This window comes from Mesotoga sp. BH458_6_3_2_1, assembly GCF_003664995.1.
GTDB lineage: Bacteria > Thermotogota > Thermotogae > Petrotogales > Kosmotogaceae > Mesotoga.
Genome location: NZ_JFHL01000029.1, coordinates 189,521 through 204,904 on the forward strand (window position 1 = coordinate 189,521; position 15,384 = coordinate 204,904).

At 45.8% G+C, this 15,384-nt stretch carries 12 protein-coding genes; 7 read left to right on the forward strand and 5 right to left on the reverse strand.

The window, feature by feature from the left end; translation table 11 throughout:
• The first annotated feature begins 30 nt into the window (after nucleotides 1-30).
• The 6 genes from ade (at nucleotide 31) to Y697_RS13590 (ending at nucleotide 8,744) form a co-directional block, all read left to right on the forward strand.
• Nucleotides 31-1,779, forward strand: a complete 1,749-nt coding sequence (gene ade / locus Y697_RS13565) for an adenine deaminase (protein WP_121552336.1) — start codon at nucleotides 31-33, stop codon at nucleotides 1,777-1,779.
• Nucleotides 1,772-4,072 carry a xanthine dehydrogenase family protein molybdopterin-binding subunit gene (locus tag Y697_RS13570; protein ID WP_121552337.1) on the forward strand — a complete coding sequence of 767 codons (2,301 nt, stop codon included), beginning with the start codon at nucleotides 1,772-1,774 and terminating at the stop codon, nucleotides 4,070-4,072. The genes ade and Y697_RS13570 overlap by 8 nt, the downstream gene beginning before the upstream one ends.
• Before the next feature lie 30 nt (nucleotides 4,073-4,102).
• A complete protein-coding gene (locus tag Y697_RS13575) occupies nucleotides 4,103-5,485 on the forward strand; it encodes a PLP-dependent cysteine synthase family protein (RefSeq protein WP_121552338.1) in 1,383 nt (460 codons plus the stop codon).
• Between the two features lie 171 nt (nucleotides 5,486-5,656).
• On the forward strand, nucleotides 5,657-6,967 hold the full coding sequence (locus tag Y697_RS13580) for an ABC transporter substrate-binding protein (RefSeq protein WP_121552339.1): 1,311 nt from the start codon (nucleotides 5,657-5,659) through the stop codon (nucleotides 6,965-6,967).
• Between the two features lie 61 nt (nucleotides 6,968-7,028).
• Nucleotides 7,029-7,895: a carbohydrate ABC transporter permease gene (locus tag Y697_RS13585; RefSeq protein WP_121552340.1), complete on the forward strand. Its 867-nt coding sequence runs from the start codon at nucleotides 7,029-7,031 to the stop codon at nucleotides 7,893-7,895.
• Between the two features lie 9 nt (nucleotides 7,896-7,904).
• A complete protein-coding gene (locus Y697_RS13590) occupies nucleotides 7,905-8,744 on the forward strand; it encodes a carbohydrate ABC transporter permease (RefSeq protein WP_121552341.1) in 840 nt (279 codons plus the stop codon).
• 180 nt (nucleotides 8,745-8,924) lie between these two features.
• Here Y697_RS13590 and Y697_RS13595 read toward each other — a convergent pair whose 3' ends face one another.
• Nucleotides 8,925-10,763 carry an LTA synthase family protein gene (locus Y697_RS13595; protein ID WP_121552342.1) on the reverse strand — a complete coding sequence of 613 codons (1,839 nt, stop codon included), beginning with the start codon at nucleotides 10,761-10,763 and terminating at the stop codon, nucleotides 8,925-8,927.
• A gap of 135 nt (nucleotides 10,764-10,898) precedes the next feature.
• Here Y697_RS13595 and Y697_RS13600 point away from each other — a divergent pair, with 135 nt between their 5' ends.
• Nucleotides 10,899-12,572, forward strand: a complete 1,674-nt coding sequence (locus Y697_RS13600) for a sensor domain-containing diguanylate cyclase (RefSeq protein WP_121552343.1) — start codon at nucleotides 10,899-10,901, stop codon at nucleotides 12,570-12,572.
• On the opposite strand, the gene Y697_RS13605 is transcribed toward Y697_RS13600, so the two are convergent.
• From Y697_RS13605 to Y697_RS13620, 4 genes are all read right to left on the reverse strand, one after another.
• Nucleotides 12,565-12,996 (reverse strand): hypothetical protein, encoded by a 432-nt coding sequence (locus Y697_RS13605; RefSeq protein ID WP_259462577.1) that lies wholly within the window; start codon nucleotides 12,994-12,996, stop codon nucleotides 12,565-12,567. The genes Y697_RS13600 and Y697_RS13605 overlap by 8 nt on opposite strands.
• A 254-nt stretch (nucleotides 12,997-13,250) precedes the next feature.
• A complete protein-coding gene (locus tag Y697_RS13610; RefSeq protein WP_121552344.1) occupies nucleotides 13,251-13,754 on the reverse strand; it encodes a flavodoxin in 504 nt (167 codons plus the stop codon).
• Between the two features lie 97 nt (nucleotides 13,755-13,851).
• Nucleotides 13,852-14,322 (reverse strand): GNAT family N-acetyltransferase, encoded by a 471-nt coding sequence (locus tag Y697_RS13615; RefSeq protein WP_121552345.1) that lies wholly within the window; start codon nucleotides 14,320-14,322, stop codon nucleotides 13,852-13,854.
• A 158-nt stretch (nucleotides 14,323-14,480) separates the two neighbouring features.
• Complete coding sequence (locus Y697_RS13620; RefSeq protein ID WP_183083830.1) at nucleotides 14,481-15,230, reverse strand: DUF2087 domain-containing protein; 750 nt, start codon at nucleotides 15,228-15,230, stop codon at nucleotides 14,481-14,483.
• Nucleotides 15,231-15,384: the final 154 nt, after the last annotated feature.

Consider the following 15,384-nt stretch of genomic DNA (forward strand, 5'->3'; position numbering starts at 1 on the left):
TCCTATCCACGACCCCCTTGAAAGGAGGCGATTGGAACGAATATCATTGATATAATTCCAGTAGCGCGTGGTGATAAGCCTGCCGATGTTCTACTGAAAAACTGCAAAGTGGTCAACGTGTTCAGTGGCGAAGTTGAAGAAGCAAATCTGGCTCTTTTCAGGAAGAGAATAGCCGGAATTGGTGATTATGAAGAAGGCGTGGAGGTCATCGACCTCGAAGGTTCGTACGTAGTACCTGGCCTTATTGACGCTCATTTGCACATAGAATCATCGATGGTATCACCCGTCGAATTCTCCAAGACGATTCTTGCACGAGGAACCACAACGGCGATAGCAGATCCTCACGAAATTGCCAACGTCATGGGCCTTGCCGGAATAGAGTACATGATAAGGTCAACAGAGGGCGTTCCCGTTAATCTGTACATAATGATTCCTTCCGCAGTACCAGCTTCCACAATGGAAACGTCGGGAGCAACTATCAGTGTCATGGATATGATAGGGTTCGTTGAGAAATTTCAGAATAGGGTTCTAGGTCTGGGCGAAGTGATGAACTTTCCCGATATCATCAACGGTGATAGGGACTCAATAGCAAAGATCGAATTGATTAGGCATAAATACAAGAAGATAGACGGACACATACCTGGCGTTCTAGGGAAGCCCCTCAACGCTTATATATGTGCATTTGTGAGGTCTGAACACGAGTGTACAACCGTCGAGGAAGCTCGTGAAAAACTCTCAAGAGGTATGCAGATTCTAATTAGAGAAGGCAGTGTTGAGAGAAACCTCGTTCCGCTTCTTCCACTCATAAATGACAAGACTTATCCATTCGTCTCTTTCTGTACTGACGACAAGCACCCTGACGACATTATCAGGGAGGGTCACATTGATCACAATGTCAGAAAGGCCATAAAACACGGTATTGAGCCGATAATTGCGATAAGGGCGGCAACTATAAACACGGCAAGACACTACAATCTCAGGTCAATGGGAGCAATTGCACCCGGATATAAGGCGGACCTTGTTGTGGTCGACGATCTCAATTCCTTTAGTCCGAGAATAGTCTTCAAGGACTCGAAGGTTGTCGCGAGAGACGGCAAACTTGTGGCGGATGTGATTTCCAGGAGCTTCCCTCAGGAGAAGATCAACACTTTCAAATGTCAGAAGATAAGTGAGAACGATCTCAAAGTGGTGGCTGAAGGAAGACGAATTAGAGTTATCGAGCTTCTGGGAAGTGAAGTCTTGACAGGAGCTTCGGTTGCGGTTGCGAGAATTAGAGACGACTTTGTTGTCAGTGACCCTTCGCATGATATATTGAAACTTGCGGCGATCTGTCGTTACAGCGAGGAAAAGTCCATGTCTGTTGCATTTGCAAAGGGTTCGGGATTGAAAAGAGGAGCTGTGGCGACTTCGGTCGGTCATGATTCACATAATTTGGGCGTACTAGGTGTAAGTGATTCCGATATGGTCTTCGCTGCCAACAGGGTGATTGAAATGGGCGGCGGTCTTGTGGCTGTAGTTGACGGAAAGATAATATCTGAGCTGCCTCTGAAGATAGCCGGACTCATGTCTGACCTCACCAGCAGAGAAGTTGCAGAGAGGTTGGTTGAACTGAAGGAAGCGGCAAAATCAATGGGAAGCATTTTACCAGATCTCTTCATGACCCTGTCATTTGTTCAGCTCTCGGTTATACCAAAATTGAAGTTGACGAATCTCGGCTTGGTCGATGTCGAGAAGAATGGCTTTGTACCGCTCTTCGTTGAGGAGGGTGAAAATGTCTGATTTACAAGAGAGAGTTGTCGGCAGAAAAATCAAGAGGGTAGATGCGCTGGAAAAGGTCGATGGCCGGGCTAAGTTCGCTGCCGATGTTTCTTTTGACAGACAGGTTTACTGTGCTCTGGTTATTGCGAAGAAAGCTCACGGGATTCTCAAGGCGATTGACACTTCAGCCGCCATGAGGCTTCCCGGTGTGGAAGGTATTTTCACCTGGAAGGATATTCCCGGTGAGAACCAGCTTGGCGATGTCATAAAGGATATGCCTTGCCTTGTGAAGGAAGGAGATAAGATCAGATTTTACGGTGACGTAGTGGCGGTAGTTGCTGCGAAGGATAAGAAAACTGCCGAAGAAGCCGCTGATCTTGTAAAGATAGAGGTCGAAGAGCTACGGCCGGTACTGACAATAGAAGATGCCTTGAAGGACGAAATTCTTGTTCATGGAAATTCAAATATCGGAGTCTCGAAGAAAATTCGAAAAGGGAATCCTTCCGGATGTTTTGAGAACTCTGGGCTTGTTTTTGAAGGAGAGTTCTATGCGCACTATCAGGAGCAGGCATACATGGAGACCCAGGGAGTAATAGTGGTACCTGATATTGACTACGGTTTTACGGTCTACGGTACTATGCAGTGCCCTTATTACGTGCAGGGAGCGCTTTCACATGTTCTCGGCGTCCCGATGAGCAGGATCAGAGTCATACAGACCGAGACGGGCGGAGCATTTGGAGGCAAGGAAGATGTTCCCTCTTACGTCGCTTCATACGCAGCAGTTGCCTCCTACAATCTCAAAAGGCCCGCTAAACTGATATATTCTAGAGAGATCGATATTCAAATCACCTCAAAGCGTCATCCGATCAAGTCTTATTATAAAGTTGCTCTTGAAGGAAAGAAAATCAAGGCGATGCAGATTGAGGCCTATATGGATATGGGAGCTTATGCTACGCTCACACCAATCGTCATGTTCAGGACGCTTGTACATGCAGCGGGAGCTTACGAGATTGAAAATGTCGATGTCGACGTTTGCGCCGTCTACACCAACAAGGTTCCGCCAGGAGCTTTCAGGGGTTTTGGATCACCGCAGGTTCTCTTTGCTGTCGAAAGTATGCTTGATGATATAGCTTTTCAAATGGGGTTCGACCCCATGGAGTTCAGAGAAATCAACACGCTGAAGAGAGGATCGAGAACTTCTACAGATCATCTTCTGCTTCACAGTGTCGGTGCACCGGAGACACTATCGAGAGTCAAGAAGGCTTCGAACTGGCAGAGACTGGTGGCAGAGACTGAGCAGTTCAACAAGGGCAACGAGGATTTCAAGAGGGGTGTGGGAGTTTCTCACATCTTCTACGGTGTAAGTCTTGGCGCCGGTGGACAGGCTCTTGACAAGTCCGGCGCGCACGTCCTGATAAATAAGGACGGTTCTGTAGAAGTAAGAATCGGTGGAACGGAGATGGGACAGGGGGCAAAGACAGTAATCGCGATAATGGCTGCCGAAGAACTGGGTCAGAGCATAGAAAGAATCCTGGTCCATCAGCCGGACACGGCCTTTGTCCCGGACAGTGGACCGACAGTAGCCTCCAGGACTACTATCTATTCAGGAAACGCGGTAAGAAGTGCCTGTATTGCTTTGCGGGAAAAATTGATTCCCGTGTTCCGAGAAATAACGGGAAGCAGCTCCGCCGGCGTGAAGTTCGGAGGCGGCTCTGTTTATGATGAAGACGGAAAGAGAATGAGATTCGATGAAATAGTTGAAGAGGCTTATAAGAGAAATGTCAAGTTGTTTGATACCGGTTGGTATGAGACTCCGAAACTGAATTTCGATATGGAAAATGGGATCGGAGAGGCATATGTAACCTACTCGTATGCGAGTCAGGTTGTACAGGTTGAAGTTGATTTAGCAACGGGCTCAACCAAAGTTTTGAAGGCTTTCACAGCTCATGATGTTGGAAAGTCCGTGAATCCCGAAGGAGTGATAGGGCAGATACAGGGAGGATTCGCTCAGGGTATGGGGTACGCAATATATGAAGATTTGAAGCATAGGGATGGCAGAATCATCTCCGACAACTTCAACACATACATTATCCCAACTGTCCATGAAGTTCCCCCTGAGCTCGTTATAGATGTGGTGGAGGATCCCTTCCCCGAAGGGCCGTACGGCGCTAAGGGAATTGGTGAACCATCACTCATGCCGGTTCCTGCCGCGGTTGCCAATGCCGTTTCCATGGCAATTGGAAAGCGGGTAAGAAGAATACCCGTAACTCCGGAATACGTGCTGAGTCTAATCGAATGTGATTCGAGTAATTAGTATAGTTGGCGTCTGACAAGGAGGATTAACATGGGTAAGTATGTGCTTGGTCCAACGTTCGAGGAAATGCTGCATCCAGAGAAGATCGACAGAAAAACGAGAGAGATTGCCTGGAAGATGAGGGAGGAAGATCCTCTGGATCCGATAAACCTGTACAACATTTCCTGGAGAGATATCGACAACAGGATCTACTATTTCGTTCTTCCGAAGGAATTCACTGGAGTAGATGCGAACATTGTCGTCCTGTACGGAAAGGATTTCCCGACGGGCAGCCACAAGGTGGGAGCGACTTATTCGATTTTGATGGAAAAGGTTTTGAGGGGCGAAGTAGATCCAACCTACCACACTCTGGTCTGGCCTTCCACTGGCAACTATGGAATCGGAGGTGCTTGGGTCGGATGCAGAATGAAGTTCGATTCCGTGGTCATTCTTCCCGAAGAGATGTCCTCTGAGAGATTCGACATAATTAGAGAGTATGGCGCGAGAGTTATAGCAACCCCCGGCTGTGAGTCGAACGTGAAGGAGATTTACGACAAAGCAAAAGAATTGAAGGCAGCCAATCCAGAAAAAGTGCGTGTTTTAAATCAGTTTGACGAGCTCGGAAACTATAGATTTCATTATTATGTGACAGGAAACACGATTCTGGAGATGATGGACGAGCTCAGGCTCGGTAACGGCAGGGTCTCCGCGGTCGTTGCAACGGTCGGCTCGGCAGGAACTATCGCTTGCGGCGACAGGCTAAAGGAAGCATATCCTGAAGTAAAGATCATTGCAGGAGAACCTGTGCAGTGCCCGACTCTTTCGCTCAATGGCTATGGTGGCCACGACATTCAAGGAATCGGAGACAAACACGTAACCTGGATTCACAATGTGATGAACAACGATGCCGTTGTTGCGCTTGACGACATAGAATGCAAGAAACTACTACAAGTGATGACCAACGACGAGGGCAAGAGGTTTTTGAAGGAGTTTCTCAAGGAAGAAGATGTGGAGACAATGGCAGATATATTCGGTATCTCGGGAGTTGCGAATATCGTCGGGGCGATAAAGATGGCGAAGCACTACAAAATGACCGGCAAAGACAACATCGTGACCATTGCAACAGACAACATGGATCGCTATCATTCTGTGATGGCGAACATGACAAAGACCTATGGCAGCCTAACCAGAGATGAAGCGAAGCACAGGTTCGAATCGTTTGCCCTTGGAGCAAAGACAGACTGGATATTCGAAGGGACAATGGAGAACCGAATGAGATGGCACAATTTGAAGTATTATACCTGGGTTGAGCAACAGGGAAGGACAGTTGAAGAACTCAACAGCACTATGTCTCAAGATTTCTGGAAGGCTGAGAGTGGAAAGATTGGCGAGATCGACAGGCTCCTCCTGGATTACCGGGAAAAAACCAGATAATCTAGAAGCGTAATTCTATGTTTTGTTTTTTGTAAGCTTTGTAGTACAATGAAAACATGGTGGTACTGACAAAGAGAAAACCGCCTGACCTTTTTGTAGGCGGTTTTCTCTTTGTCTGTCTGAGCAGTTGCTTTGGCTTAAGATCCTATCCCAATCACGGAGGTGGTTCTTTTGAGAAAGCTTCTTCTTCTTTCTATCGTGTTGATCTTCTCGCTCGTATTGTCCGCAACTACAATCCAGTTCTGGCATGCAATGGGTGGCTGGAGAATTGATTTTCTGCAGTCTCAGGCAGACGCATTTATGGAATTACACCCTGACATCAAGGTTGAAGTGCAGTACACTGGAAGCTACAGAGACACTCTGAACAAGATGATCGCCGGGGTTCAGGCAGGAACGGCTCCTCACGTAGTTCAGGTCTTCGAGATCGGTACTCAGATGATGATTGATGGAGAGGTCGCAATTCCAATCGAAGAGATGATGGAGGCCGATCCGTCCTTTGACATCGGGAAGTTCATGCCCCAGGTACTCAACTATTACAGAGTGAACGGCAGGCTCTATTCCATGCCCTTCAACTCGTCCAACGCGATCGTATTCTATAACAAGACGCTTTTTGAGAAGGCTGGCTTGGATCCCAACGATCCACCAACGACTTTCGAAAGCTTCATCGACGTGGCTCGAAAGCTCACTGTGAAGGATGCCTCGGGGAATGTTGAGCAGGCAGGTTTTACAGTGTCTTTGAATTCCTGGTTCTTCGAACAGCTTATGGCAGCTCAAGATGCTCCTCTTATCAATCAGAACAATGGTAGAACGGGGAGACCTACGGCAGCGGTGTTTAACACGCCTGAGGGTCTTGCGATTTTTGAATGGTGGAATGCAATGTCCCAAGAAGGCACCATGATTAACACCAAATTCGAGGATTGGACCGCAGCAAGAAACCTGTTCATTTCTCAGAAAGTCGCAATGCTCATGACTTCAACTTCTGATGTAGCTCTTATGATGGAATCTGCGGAGACAAACGGATTTGAACTCGGCAGTGTTTTCTTGCCTAGACCGGCAGACTCAAAGGCCGGAGGAGCGATTATCGGCGGAGGTAGTCTGTGGTTGATTGACGGACATCCAGATGCAGAAACAAAGGCAGCATGGGAATTCATAAAATTCATGGCCGGAACAGAGCAACAGATTGAGTGGCACAAGGCGACCGGCTATTTCCCAGTCAGAAAAGACTCAGTTGAAAAGCTTGTTGCAAGTGGGTACTACGGTGATTATCCTGATCACCTAACGGCGTTACTGCAGCTTCTGCTTTCCGTGCAAAGCTACAATACAAACGGCGCAATAACTGGAGCTTTTCCTGAGATCAGGACGGTTGTGACCACTGCCATCGAGAAAATGATTGCAGGGGAAATGACGCCTGTCCAGGCGCTAGAATATGCCGAGAAAGGTGCAACACAAGCAATTGCTGACTATAACGAAGCAAACTATTAGTCCTATCTTTTTCTGAGTGAAGCGGGCTCAAGGCCCGCTTCACTTGATCTGGAGGTGGAGAATGCGAAAGTGGTTACCATATCTTTTGCTGGTGCCTACCTTTCTGATAATAGTCTTGTTTATCTACTATCCCGCAGTAGAAGCTTTCAGGTTGAGTCTTTACAGGGTGTCTACTTTCGGTAACAAGACTACTTTTGTGGGGATTCAGAACTACATTAATTTATTCAACAATGAGCAGTATCTCTCATCGGTGCGGTTGACAGTGGTTTACGTGGGACTATCTGTGACGGTCTCAATATTTCTTGGCTTCATAATTGCTATGCTACTTACTCAGAATGTTCCTGGCACAAAGCTCTACAGGACTTTCTTATTTGCTCCTTATGCAGTTTCACCAGCAATTGCCGGTACGTTATGGACCTTTCTCCTAAACCCGGTTGTTGGTCATGTCAACTATGTGTTCATGAAGCTTTTCGGAGTTCAGGTCGAATGGTTGACTTCGAAACCGTATGCATTCTATGCCTTGATCTTCGCTACGGTATGGAAAATACTTCCCTTTAATATGATCTTTTATATTGCCAGCATCCAGAACATCTCAGGGGACCTGCTTGAGGCAGCTACTCTGGATGGTGCTGGGGTGATGAAGAAAACATGGAGAATCATCTTCCCCCTGGTCTCACCAATAACGTTCTATCTCGTAATAATGAATATTGTTAGCACGATGTTCACGTCGTTTGCAATAGTCGATGTAATGACTAGGGGCGGACCTGGCGGCTACACAACTAATATGATCTACAGATTGTACCTGGACGCCTTCACTTATCAGAAAAAGGGGCCTGCCTCTGCGCAGAGCGTAATAATGTTTATGATTATGGTAGTTGTGACTATCATCTACTTTGCCGTTGCAGAAAGGCGAGTTCACTACCAATGAGGTGAGGCTGTGAAGAAGTCAACTAGAAAAATTCTGAATACAGTGATTATTGAAGTCGTGCTGATTTCGGTCTCTTTCATTTTCATCATGCCGGTGATCTTGGCTATTACAATGAGCCTTCAGCCGCCTCAAAGTGTCTTTTCCTTCCCTCCGAAGTTTTTCCCGACAGCGTTTCATATCAAGAACTACTTCGATGCTTTCAAGACTGTTCCATTCGCGCGTCTGCTTCTAAACAGCGCGATCGTATCTGTAGCGATTACTCTTGGCAAGCTAGTAACGGGAACACTTGCGGGATACGCCTTTTCAAACTTCAGATTTACCGGAAGAGGACTGGCCTTCGGTTTTCTATTTGCAACTCTCTTCCTGCCGGCTGAAACGATAATGATTGTTCCACTGTTTTCGTTGATGAACAGATTTGGGTGGGTGAATACCTACTGGGCGCTGACTATCCCATTTATGGCGAGTGCAACAAACACTTTCTTGATGAGACAGCAGTTCATGACGATCCCTCTTTCTCTGGAGGATGCTGCAAGGATCGATGGTGCCGGTCCTATAAAGTATTTCTTGAAGATCCTTCTGCCTCTTTCTAAATCGGTTATTGCGGGCTCGGCAATCATAAACTTTGTTTATTCTTGGAACATATATCTCTGGCCGTTGATAGTTACGATGGAAGATAAGATGAAGACTGTGCAAATTGGAGTTAAAATGCTTATCGATGCCGAATCAGCGAATAACTGGGGGATAATCATGGCCGGGACTATGATTGCAGTCATTCCGACGCTTATAGTTTTCTTCCTGCTGCAGAATCTCTTCGTGAAAAGTCTTGTCGGCACAGGCATAAAGGAATAACTCGACCAATAGCGCGCATAGGATAAGCAAGAAAAAACAGATTAAATTGCGTGTCATATCGACTTCTTCAGGGAGAATAGAGAAACGATAGATCTCTTGACATCTTCTGCTGCAGAACAAAACAGTGCTTCATGCAAAGCCACGAAGCGAGACCTCTCTTGATTCTTCCGCTTTCAAAGTCTAGTCTTCTTTAGCGCTTTTTGCGCCCGTCAGATTCGATATCGAGTCGTTGAGTATGAAATACTTCGAGGCAGCTATCTGCTGTATGGAGTCTTTATATCCGTCCAGGCAACTGAAAGGAGCTATCTCTGTACCGCTCTTCCTGTCAATTGCGCTGCTGTTGTTGAGGATTCCGTCGCTTGACATGATAAATACCCTGTTGTTATCTATGAAGGAGCCTTCGGGGACGTAGTGAGTTAATGCGGCGAATCCCCGTGAAGCATTCAAGAGATCAACCCCGAAGAGGATCCCGTTTCTCTCAACTATTCCTATGAGATTCAGAAGAGTCGGGAAGAAGTCAATCTGACCTCCAACGGTAGAGTTAACTATTCTAAGGTCGGAACCCGGCATGTGAAAGATCAGCGGCACATTCATCGCCTGCGGAAAATCGTACTCGCTATGAAGCAGATCGGTCATGATGTCTCTGTTCTCTTTGTTAAACGGGTACAGCCCGGCGTGATCACCATAGAGGATTATCAGGGAGTTTTCGTACAGTCCCGCCTTCTCAAGACCTTCTATGAATTCGCCGAGAGCCCTGTCTGCATAATTGACAGACTGAATGTAGTTTCCAAAGAGGGTCTCTTCGTGCTCGGGAAGCAACTCGATTCTTCTTAATTCCTCGGGAATTTCATACGGATTGTGGCTCGTGAGCGTCACGATGAATGCAAAGAACGGTTCCACAATATTTTCTAGATGTTCCAGCGTTTGCCTGAACAGTGAGAAATCACTAAGTCCAAAACCAATAATCTCATCGCTGTCCATGTCCTCAAGGCTTATGAAATCGGAAAAACCTAATGACGGATAGATCTTCTCGCGATTCCAGAACCACCCGTTGTTGCCATGGAATGCAACTGTGTGGTAGCCTTCAGACTTGAGAAGCGATGGCAGACTGTAAAAACTGTTGTCTTCTCTTGTCTGATATACGGAGACTTCTCCGAGCGAATGCATTGAATTCAGAACAACAAATTCGCAATCGGAAGTATTGCCCGCTCCAACCTGTTGATATACTTCATCAAAATAGAAGGAATCGGCCGAGGCCAAACGATTTAAGTTCGGTGTAATTTCCTGACCGTTATAGGTGAAATTAACAAGGAAGTCCTGGAAGGACTCTAGTTGTATTATGATGATATTTCTGTCTTTTGCAATAGAAAAGTATTTGCCTGCTTCGGCCATCTTATTTACGTAACCTTTGTACGAGACTCTTTCGTCAACGGTTATTCCTTTGTCAACACCGGGGATTGCCTTCACCAGATCATACATGTGGTAGGCGAGCACACCGTATCTATTGAAGACAAAGTAAGACTGCAGCGCTTCAGAGGAAAAAGGTACGATCAGGCTTATCAGCATGACAATTGCTATAATGATATCCGTGTACCCTGGCTTTCTTCCTGTCCATTCTTCGACAGGAAAAGTCTTTCTTCTCAGATAGAAACCAACAGGTATCAAATCCACTATAAAAATGAAGCTTACCGGATGAAGGACGTAAATTATGCTGTCTTTTACCGCACCTACGTGTCCGACATGAACAAGTTCTTTCACTGAAGGTAGAAACCCGAAATACTGGAAGTACAAAAAATCAACGAAGAGAATACACGATATAACACAGTACAAAAGAAAGAACTTCCCTCTGAACACCACCCAGAAAAGCAGCAGAAGGAATGCCAGCCAGGAAAGCGTGCCAAGCAGGAGGGAGGCCCTTGCAAGCTCAGCAGTATAACCGTAAAATACAAGGAATTTTACGATAATCAGAACTACTATTAGCGCCGTGGCCTTTGTTGTCCATTGATAAGTTCTTTTCAAATCAATCTCATCCCAGAGTTCTCTTCTTTGTCGACGCCTTCATTATACTAACTTAAGAGCGATCATTCAATGACTTTCATTCTGGTGGCATGGGTTTGCATCACTCCGAGCTGAGAAGTTGGAAGGTGCACTAGAATGTTCGGGGAAAGGGGAATTGTGATGCCTTTTGAGAACTTTGAATCGAAATCTCTTCATTACATTACCCGAGAAATGGAAGAGTTCGAATTAGTCTTTAACGTGAATGAAGATGACGTCGTTCTTATAGATAGTAAAAGATCCGGAAAATCAGACTCCGTTCTGAGTGAGTTCTTCTCTGCGTTCAGCGACATTGGAAGACTTTCCTCAATGTTGGGAATTGAGGATCTACGGTCGATAATTTTAGCGGCAAGCAATGAAGAGAGTATTGACTTGGCGTGCTGTACCGAGGTTTTTGGAGTGCCGCGCTTTTATCTGGGTAAGGCCGAGAAGAACGGTTGTACAGTCAAGATCAGATTCGAAGAGTTAAGTCGACACCTGGCCAGCGAAGGTAGAAGAGAGTTTCTTTTTGCCGCCTTCATGAAGATCGTTCAGAACGCACCCGTTGCAGTTTCGATCAAAGACAGCTCCAGCGATTCTTTGTGGTTGAATGAAATTGCAAAGGAAGCTGGCTTCAGCACTCTAAGCCAGGAGATGTCTCCAACGAAGGAGAGTTTTGTTGAGTCGGTTCAATCCGAAGGTGAAACCAAGTATTTTAGGAGTTTCGTCATTGATCTGAAAGACAAAGACTGTGGATTCGCTAGCGTCAAGTACTCGATCGATATTAGCGAAAGCGAGAAAGTCAAGCGTGAGCTCCGGATAAGCAGAAACAAGATAAGGAGGCTTCATGAGGTAGCCCTTGAACTGTCGAAGGCAGATACGGAGGAAGAGGTGTATGATCTCTTCGTAAATGCGTCCTGCAGAATTCTAGAATTCGATGTATACAGTCTGGACATTGTGGAGGGGGAAGATCTCGTTGTTAAGAGAGTGACCAATTCAGTTCCAGATGATGGTGAGGAACGCTACAGCAAGTATGAAGGAGTTGCCGGGAGGACTCTATGGGAGGGAAAGACTCTCATCTTTCCCGATATTTCCAAAAGCCAAGAGGCAAGGCCCAGAAGTACTGATTACAGGTCCGCGCTGAGCATACCTCTTGGAAGCTTTGGAGTGTTTCAAACGATATCGACTGAGCTGGACGCGTTTGACAGCGAGGATGTTGAGCTCGCAGAATTACTGGCGGCACATGTCACGGAGGCAATAAGCAGAATTCGAAGCAGAGGAGAGATTACAAGACTCACTTATTACGACCCTCTAACTGGTGCGCTTAGCAGGTACGGGCTCGCAGAGTGTTCTGCTGCGGAAATAGAAAGATCCAATCGATTCTCCACCCCTCTCTCATTGATGATGCTTGATGTTGATGATTTCAAGGTTATAAACGATTCCCTGGGCCACATGTATGGTGACTTTATTCTTTCCTGGGTAGTAGAGTCCATCAAGATGGTTATCAGGAATTCCGATCGGGTAATCAGGTGGGGTGGAGACGAGTTCTTGATAATCCTGCCCGGAGTTGCCATGGAAGGAGCCGAGTCTATGGGCAGGAGAATTCTCGATCGACTTGAGAAAAGAAGCCTGGAAGAGGACGTTGTTACAACAGTGAGCATAGGGATTACAGAGTATCTCGGAGAAGGAGACAATATCGACGGGATGATATACCGTGCCGACCTGGCGCTTCACGCAGCAAAGAACAAGGGAAAGAATCGTCTTCAGGTCTACGAAAAGACGGCTTCTAAATAGAGGGGGCGGTTCGAACAATAGAAAAGCGACCCGACTGATCTCTTTCCAGGTACACAGTCAATTGATAGTTCTTTATCCAATGACCATCGCGATCAGGCAGGAAAGCCCATCTTGAAACATCAATATCGTAAGGCTTGAAGGAGACTGTAGCCAACAAAACAGCCGAGTCAAATGATTCCTCACGGATCTTGATGTCTTCTATTACGAAACCGGAAAGTCTTGAATCTGAGGGAAGTGATCGATTTTCATAGCTTTCAAGATGCTCGTGTAGCAAATCGCCAGCTATTTCCCTTATGTCTGCCCCACGAGACAAACCGCTTTGGGCAGAGTAGAGAGTCAAGTTCTGTCCAAAGAAAAGCACAACTCCGAGAAGAACTGCCTGCAGAAGGATGATCAAATAGATCCACCTATAATCTTCCAACACAATCATCACCTCTAAGATCCGGTTTTCAATTCATTTGCCAAGATTATACCGCATCCTGCTTGCTTACAGAAACTACTGTCACCGTTATTCTTGAGGAAGGAAATAGTCAGGCAACTGTGTTTGCTTTTCCCATTTGCCAGATGATTCCTCAAGCTTCTCATTATTCGAAGAATTTAGATCGGGTTCAAAAAGACGAGACCCTTGTCTATTGTTCGGCGACAAGGGTCTCGCACAGCCGATGGTTATTGGTATCCTTAGCTTATAGATTTCAGTACTTGCCTTGCCCAGTTTGCGCTTGCATTTGCAGCGTACTTGACACCCGAGCCAATAGGATCGTAGAAGTCGATCGCACCAACTATCTTGTTATCAGACAACTTGCTGATCATTTCCTGAAAGACAATTCCCATTAGGCCTTCATGAGTGCAAAACAGTGCTATGTTTTTGTTTGAAGGCGTAGCTTTCCTCAAAAAACTCTCCACTGGCGGAGCGTAACTCATCGCCCAAACCGGCGTCCCGAGAAAAATGAGGTCGTACTCATTCGGATCTACCGAAAAAGGTTCGAGAGACGGGATGGGATTCATGCTTACGCTTTCCCCCTCCCAAATGTATCTAACTCTCCTTCCACCTTTTTCATCCAAAGGTTTCAGCTCGAGAAGATCGGCATTCGTTTCGTTCGCTATTGACTCTGCAATCGATTTCGTGCTTTCATCATGAGAGTAGTAGACAACCAGTATCTTCTTTTCATTTTCATCAGACATTAATCAAACCTCCTATTGCCGATGATTATTATCGATTTTAATTTTCTCACAAGTTCTCGTTTTTTCCAAGAGGTTTGTAGTCTATCGTCCATTTATTTTATTCTTGGGCAAACCGCATCTCTGCATACTTTGTCTTGAAACCCATCTTCTTGTACAGAAATCTTGCGGGATTGTTCTGTTCCACATGAAGCGCTATATCGCCATTGCAAAGCGTTTTTATTTGCTCCACCAGCTTCTTCCCGATACCGGCCCCTCTAACTGTCCTGTCGACAGCAATATAGACGAGAATGTGTTCCGGTATATAGCCTTTCATCCCGGTGTCATTCACCACAGAGGCCCCAGCGATCTTTCTTCCTTGCATGGCTACCAACACAAATCCGCCTTTTCCCTTCTCATCGGAGAAGGCATAGTCCAAAGATCTTCTGATAGCCGATCTATCGTCACCGTATTCTTCCAGATGTGTGTGAAGAAATTCGACAATTCGGTCGATTCCTATTTCCTCGTTCGCCTTTTCGAAATTCTCGAATCTCTTAATCGTTGTTTTTTCAGTCTTTGTAAGCAACTTCAAAAAATCACCTCCGTTTGTGAAGTAGCTATTCGTTTGTATAACTGAATCAATTATAACACTCTCGCGTGTTAACAACTGTAAAGACCTGTTATTGGGATCTCCGATATTTGCCAATAACTGGAATGAGGCTTGACAACTTAAACTGCCATTAACATTCATTAGAATACCAGCCAGTAAGCACTGCCATCCGGTTTCCTGTCGATCAGTCTATATTCGATGAGACATCTTCTCAGAAGGACATAGTCATCATAGAATGTTTTCAGCATTTCATTGGCCTGTTCTTCACTATAGTTGAGGCCTGGTTTGAAGACTCTGGCAATCTCCCTCAAGACGATTACCTTGTCCTTCTCCTTCTTCGGGAATCTAATAAGCTCACCGTTTTCATTGAAGAATCTTGACAGGCGTTCGAGCCGCTCGGATTCTGTTACTGAATAGCGTTCATCGATCATAGTAGCATTTCTATGTACGTCGACTATTCTGTCTTCTTCGTTAACGCTTTTCTCCATCATCTGGTGGAGAACCAGGAAGATTTTTGCCTGTCTTGCTTTTTCCTTGAGCCTGAAACGATAGTTTCTTACCGTAGACTGAGTTAATCTCAGGCGTTTCGAAATCTCCTTATCGCCCACGCCTTCGTAGAAATACTGCATCATGGTCTGCTGTTGTTCCGAGAGGCCTGTGTATTTTCTATCAAGCCTCAAAAATGAGTCAAACGAAGATCTGTGGTCTACAGCAATGTGCTCCCTAACAGCTCTCTCAGCGTCCGCAAGTTTATCGCCGCCGATTCGATATATCAGTCCGTTCTCAAAAGACTTCCCGCATAAGAGACAAATATATGCCCCGTCCAGGAGCTTGTAACCGGCCTCCAGTTCTTCGATACTACTTTCCCAGAAAAGTTCAGACGATTCCATGATTCCACCTCCCAAGAGAGTATAACAAAAAGGAAGCATCCTAGCAAACATTGAGAATAAACATCTACATAAAGAGAGACAAAGGGGTGAATCGTTTACCACATGTTCGCTGAATCTCGAAACGTCATTGCAGAGCTTCTGGAATGATACCGCA

Excerpts from the sequence above, each read along its gene's own strand:
- Y697_RS13610 (WP_121552344.1), bottom strand. The coding sequence starts at position 13,754 with ATGTCTGATGAAAATGAAAAGAAGATACTGGTTGTCTACTACTCTCAT.
- Y697_RS13585 (WP_121552340.1), top strand. The coding sequence starts at position 7,029 with ATGCGAAAGTGGTTACCATATCTTTTGCTGGTGCCTACCTTTCTGATA.
- Y697_RS13620 (WP_183083830.1), bottom strand. The coding sequence starts at position 15,230 with ATGGAATCGTCTGAACTTTTCTGGGAAAGTAGTATCGAAGAACTGGAG.
- Y697_RS13570 (WP_121552337.1), top strand. The coding sequence starts at position 1,772 with ATGTCTGATTTACAAGAGAGAGTTGTCGGCAGAAAAATCAAGAGGGTA.
- Y697_RS13600 (WP_121552343.1), top strand. The coding sequence starts at position 10,899 with ATGTTCGGGGAAAGGGGAATTGTGATGCCTTTTGAGAACTTTGAATCG.
- Y697_RS13575 (WP_121552338.1), top strand. The coding sequence starts at position 4,103 with ATGGGTAAGTATGTGCTTGGTCCAACGTTCGAGGAAATGCTGCATCCA.